7 protein-coding genes and 1 pseudogene are annotated in these 5,063 nt (G+C 41.2%); 5 read left to right on the top strand and 3 right to left on the bottom strand.

Annotation, left to right across the window (positions count from 1 at the left end):
* Positions 1–152: 152 nt before the first annotated feature.
* Positions 153–314 (bottom strand): hypothetical protein, encoded by a 162-nt coding sequence (locus IM479_RS21490; RefSeq protein ID WP_287699571.1) that lies wholly within the window; start codon positions 312–314, stop codon positions 153–155.
* A gap of 2 nt (positions 315–316) precedes the next feature.
* Between IM479_RS21490 and IM479_RS21485 the strand changes: the two genes are divergently transcribed.
* Complete coding sequence (locus IM479_RS21485; protein WP_287687335.1) at positions 317–796, top strand: hypothetical protein; 480 nt, start codon at positions 317–319, stop codon at positions 794–796.
* A gap of 172 nt (positions 797–968) precedes the next feature.
* On the opposite strand, the gene IM479_RS21480 is transcribed toward IM479_RS21485, so the two are convergent.
* Positions 969–1,127 (bottom strand): microviridin/marinostatin family tricyclic proteinase inhibitor, encoded by a 159-nt coding sequence (locus tag IM479_RS21480; RefSeq protein WP_004158188.1) that lies wholly within the window; start codon positions 1,125–1,127, stop codon positions 969–971.
* On the opposite strand from IM479_RS21480, the gene IM479_RS21475 reads away from it, so the two are divergent.
* On the top strand, positions 1,126–1,317 hold the full coding sequence (locus IM479_RS21475) for a hypothetical protein (RefSeq protein WP_158201334.1): 192 nt from the start codon (positions 1,126–1,128) through the stop codon (positions 1,315–1,317). The two genes, IM479_RS21480 and IM479_RS21475, sit on opposite strands and share 2 nt — an antisense overlap.
* A gap of 22 nt (positions 1,318–1,339) precedes the next feature.
* Here IM479_RS21475 and IM479_RS22900 read toward each other — a convergent pair.
* A pseudogene (locus IM479_RS22900) lies at positions 1,340–1,548 on the bottom strand (MvdC/MvdD family ATP grasp protein); the annotation flags it as partial.
* A 72-nt stretch (positions 1,549–1,620) separates the two neighbouring features.
* On the opposite strand from IM479_RS22900, the gene IM479_RS21470 reads away from it, so the two are divergent.
* The 3 genes from IM479_RS21470 to IM479_RS21460 all read left to right on the top strand — a co-directional run bounded on the left by IM479_RS21470 (position 1,621) and on the right by IM479_RS21460 (position 4,814).
* Positions 1,621–2,409 (top strand): class I SAM-dependent methyltransferase, encoded by a 789-nt coding sequence (locus tag IM479_RS21470; protein WP_287687329.1) that lies wholly within the window; start codon positions 1,621–1,623, stop codon positions 2,407–2,409.
* Positions 2,410–2,447: 38 nt separating this feature from the next.
* Positions 2,448–3,182 (top strand): SDR family oxidoreductase, encoded by a 735-nt coding sequence (locus IM479_RS21465; RefSeq protein ID WP_287687331.1) that lies wholly within the window; start codon positions 2,448–2,450, stop codon positions 3,180–3,182.
* 396 nt (positions 3,183–3,578) lie between these two features.
* Entirely contained in the window at positions 3,579–4,814 is a 1,236-nt protein-coding gene (locus tag IM479_RS21460) for a DNA sulfur modification protein DndB (protein ID WP_287687333.1), read from the top strand.
* Positions 4,815–5,063: the final 249 nt, after the last annotated feature.

Here is a 5,063-nt window from a genome sequence, read left to right as displayed (position 1 = left end):
GTAGGGGGTTTCGTTCAGAAAAGACTTCAAATTCGGCCTTGAACGAGTAAAACTTTCTAGGAAATAAGGTTGAACATGAGATTTTTTCGACTTGTTCAAAGTGGCCGGAGGGCATTCGGACACTCAAAATGGACGTGGAGAAAGTGTCAGACTTAAGCAATTAAGCGTTTTTCGCTATCTGCGTCAACCCCGTTCAGCGACCACCCTAAAAAAGTGGCGTGGTGAGGAATCGCCGTCCGTTTTACGGCGGCGAGGATGTCAAATGACTGAAATCCCGACCAACCAATCCAACTTAGTGATTTTAGGAGTCTCATCAATGACGGAAACTACTGAAACGGCCATTCCCAAGGATTTTCTGGGAATTAATCCCACAGAAATCAACAAAAAACTTATCTCCTGGGGAATTTCTCTAGATGAAGTTGTTCAAAAACTTGCTTCTCTGGGACTCCCCGGCATTATTTTCATTATTGCTGTTGCCGCATCCAGCACTACTGCCTATCCTGCGATTTACGCACTTTTAGGGTTAGGCGGTCCACTGGGACTAATTGGTGGACTTGGGGTCTTAGGCATCTCTACCATTATTGGCGACATTGTGACAGGTTATGGCATTGAGGCACTGCTTAAAACGGTCTATCTCAAACGTCGTGAAACAGAAACTCAAGAATATCTCATCAATGAGGTGGAAGGTTTACCAATTTCTCAAGTTCTAAAACTTAACCTGAAAAAGGCTATTGAAGTCGAAATTACTGCCGAAGAACCCGTTGCTCCCAAAGAAGTCGAAATTGCTGAAGAGTAGTTTTAACTTAACTAAGCACTTTCTCCCTCCTCTACCCGGCTGTCTCCACCGGCCAATTGACTTGTTTAGCAAACCCTAAATACAACAAAAAACCGCCATAAATCTTACTCCTGCTTGACTTATGGCGGTGGTTTATTTCTGTCTGAATTACTGAAAGCAATCTTTAAATTAATTAACTATCTTCCCAGTCAGAAGGCCATTTCCAAGTCCAAACGGGAGCCGGTTCAGAATCGGGGGGGGAATCGGGGGTCGGAGCCTCGTCTTGGTCCGCAGATAAAAAACGAGCAAAGAAGGGGATTGCTTTACTTTGTTCGGTATTGGGATAATTCATGGTCATTCCTAGTTTTGAGTGGCAGCTTTTTCAAGATAGCTGCGATTACCCTGTGATAGTAACATATATTGCCGTCTTACTCAAGTCAAATACTCACCTTACCCGCACTCCCATCGGTGACACTTATAGCGGTATTCAGAGTCATGAGGTGCGACGATTTTCTTCCCTGTCCCCCGCTCCCCATTCCTAATTCAAAAGCGATAACTTGTGTCCCTCACCAGATATGATAATATAGATTGATGGTTATAGGTTAATTGATAAAAACTTTTTTTACCATTAAATTGGGCTGTTAGTTGAACCTCTAAGGGAAATTTATCGGTATCTAAGCAAAAAGGTGTGGCTCCTTTTTTTCTATCGCCTCAGCCACGCGCTCAATATCTAGTGCCTTAACAGGAGTTTGGCAAGCATTGCTATAAACCACTTCCCACTCTACTAAGCTCAATCGTGTTAAACTAATGTAGTTTTTTGCCGAAAGAGTTAAGTGAGTTTAAAAATGGATAAAAATGAATGGATTAGTAGATTCGACGATTTAATTTGTAGTCCTTCGATTCGAGAGTTTTATGGTGAAAGAGAGTTTTTTAATGTCGGTTATTGGCTCTCCCATACCCAAGATCAACAGGAAGCATCCTCCACTCTGATGGAGAAACTTTTAGAATTTATTCCCAACAAACAGGGAACAATTCTTGACATTGGCTGTGGTTTAGGAGCAACTACCCATTATCTTCTCAAATATTATCCATTGACAGCAATTGTGGGGATTAACATTTCTCCCACACAAATTGCCAGAAGTCTCTTGAATTTTCCCGAAGGTAAATTTCTGTTAATGGACGCAGTAGAGATGGATTTTGCCGATGATTCTTTTGAGCAAATTATTTGTGTAGAAGCGGCTTTTTATTTTAATACTAGACAGCAATTCCTACAAGAAGCTTGGCGAGTATTAAAGCCGGGGGGAACCTTAATTCTCTCAGATCTGAGTTTTGCCACAACAGAACTTTTAGGGGATTGGACAGTTCCCCAAGCAAACAGGGTCAAAGATATTGCAGAGTATCAAAATCTTTATCAACAGGCAGGGTTTAAAGATGTTCAATTTGTCGAGGTGACGGAGGAGTGCTGGTTCAGACATTTTCGCCATCTTAAGTCTTGGTTAGCAGAGGAATTGCAATCAGGAAAATTAGACGAAGAAACCTATAATTTAAACATTAAGCCTCTGGATAATTTGCTAAGTTCCTCGTCCATAACTTATTGGTTAGTTGCTGCCCAAAAGCCAGTCAATGTACTGTAATAGCTGTAAGTTTTTCTGAAATTTTTGGAGACAAAAAAATGTTTGATTCCTTATCGGGTAAAAAAGTCGTTATTATTGGTGCAAGCTCCGGGATTGACCTAGCGATTGCCGAAAAATTGCTCTCCCTGGGGGCAAAAGTGGTGCTTTCCCATGCTTCTCAAGAGAAATTAGCTGCGGCTGTTGCCCTAATTTCCGGGGAGATTGAAGCCAAAACTGTTAATTTTTTAGAAGAAGATTCTGTTAATGCCTTTTTTGCAGAAATTGGCAACTTTGACCATTTAGTAGTAACCTCTCTGGGAGACAGAAATATGCCGCGAGCCTTATTAACTGAAATGACCACAGAAACGGCCCAGGGAGGTATGGATAAATTCTGGGCCACCTTTTTAGTAGTGCGTGGCTCCCTGAAAACTTTGGCCAAGGACGGTTCTATTACCCTGACATCAAGCGTCACTATCTTCAAATATTCCAAAATGGGCGGAATTTCTGTCATAGCCGCCGCTAATAGTGCCGTAGCAGTATTTGGACGCGCCCTCGCCCTAGAACTCGCTCCTGTTCGCGTTAACGTTGTTGCCCCCGGATTAATAGAAGATACAAGTATCTGGAGCAGTCAAAGTGATTCGGAACGCTCCGACCTGAGCAAATGGGCGGTTTCTGCTCTACCTGTCGAACATTTAGGGCAACCCGAAGAAGTCGCCCTAGCAGTATTGAGTTTGATTATCAACCCCTATATGACAGGTGTGGTTTTACCCGTGGACGGTGGAGTTACTCTTTAATCCCTAACGGGATTTCGACTCTCAACCCGGGAACGTGATGCTAAATCCTGTTTAAAAGGTCTAGGGGGGAGTGGGAAGTGGGTTTTTAAAGTTGCATTAAGGGTTCATCATAGTACACAAGTTCTATGGTGTGCGATCGCTGTTTTGGGTATCGTACCTATACCCTACTGAATTTTACTTATTAATCCACTTTTCGACTGCAAAAACAAAAATCAGTCCATATCTTGACTGTAAAAACGGTATATTAATTTTATATGGGCTATTGACAAGCCTAAAAGCTTTCTTTAAACTAGATTCAGTACATAAACAAAAATTCCGATAAGTACCTATTGCAGTAGGACTTCTCGGACGTTTGTATGTACTTAATTGTTTTTGGACATTTTTTCAAGGTTAATTATGACTCAGATCACATCGGCTGTCAATGACGACGGCTACCGTTCCAGTGCTGACCTCGTACACTGTCAAAGACAAGATGAAGCGCAGACTTTAGCTTTCGCTGATTCGGCCACATCGGGAGCGAGAGTTTTTATTTGTCATGTTTACGAACAGGGGGGAAGAACTCATCTAGTTTTTTCTCTACCTTGTAGTCTGCTGATTGAATTGGCAAAATTACAGAGTGCTGAAGCTAAAAAGAATAAATCTAATGCGGATGAAGTCATGAACAGACCACTTATTCCCCAGCACGTTAACGAGATTGCAAAGTATTTGCTAGAAACAGATCAGTATATTTTGCCCCCATTCATCTTTAACTCGAATACACCGATCAAAGTTTTTACCTATGGTGCAGGTCCAGTCAAATTCGGTTATGCTGTTATGCCAATAGATGTAGAACTTTATGTTACTGATGGTCAACATCGGTTAAAAGCGATCGAAAAAGTTTTACCTGAAAAACCTGACTTGCGTAACGACAGCGTAACTGTGCTGGTAGTTCAAGAAGCAGATATGGATCAAATTCATCAAGATTTTGCCGATTGTGCCAAAAATAAACCCATTCCTCCTGCTTTATTGGCTGCTTTCGACGTTACCGATCCTCTTGCTAAGTTGACTCGGACAATTACTAAAGATTTAGTCATTTTCAATGGACGGATTGATAAAATCTCTCGTACTATCGGAAAAGACACCAAATATATGTTTACTATGAGTCAGTTAAGAATCGGTGTCGCTGAATTTCTCTTTGGTTCATCTCGAAAACCAGTTATAGAATCTCATTCTCGTCAAAGTAAGAGTGAATTTTTGCTAATGTTAGAGAGATTGACGATTTTTTACACGGAATTTGCCAAAAATAACGATACTTGGCGACTTTTGCTACAACCTGCATCTCAAACGGTCAATCTCAACTTATACGATCTCAGACAACAGCGCGTGGATTTTAATACGGTTGGGTTTCAGGTACTTAGTCGCATTGGACATTTAATCTTTTTTGGCCAAGAATTCACTGATTTACAGCGAGAAGCTCTAATTAAAGCACTTGCAGGTTTGGATTATACCCGTGACTCAGCTTTATGGCTAAATAGTATCGTGATTGATGATGCTGGTGCTAAAAAGATAGTTACACAGACAACAGCAGTCGATAAAGCGTTTAAAATCGCCAGAGATGCTGTACAAGAGAAAACTGGGATAGTTTTAATCTAGTTTCGAGTAGATTTACAGCAATTCGGTCTTACATCCCTTCTGAAATCACAAACAGAGATCGAGCAGTTTTGCTTTATCTCTCTTTTCCTGTTCCTATTGATAGGTTTTACTAATTAGGGTTTGCTGAATAAAGCTAAAAACCTTACAGGAAAAGGCTTTTAGCTAGATTGAGAGTCGCTCAGGTGCCCCTGAATCTGCTAAAATTACTCAAAACCCTTGCATCTTCTCTCCTTAGTACCAATGTATCGC

Origin of the sequence: Microcystis sp. M165S2, from assembly GCF_020245885.1 — a bacterium.
Taxonomy (GTDB): Bacteria; Cyanobacteriota; Cyanobacteriia; order Cyanobacteriales; family Microcystaceae; genus Microcystis.
The sequence above is the reverse complement of the archived record's forward strand: the minus strand, read 5'-3'. Positions and strand labels throughout refer to the sequence as shown.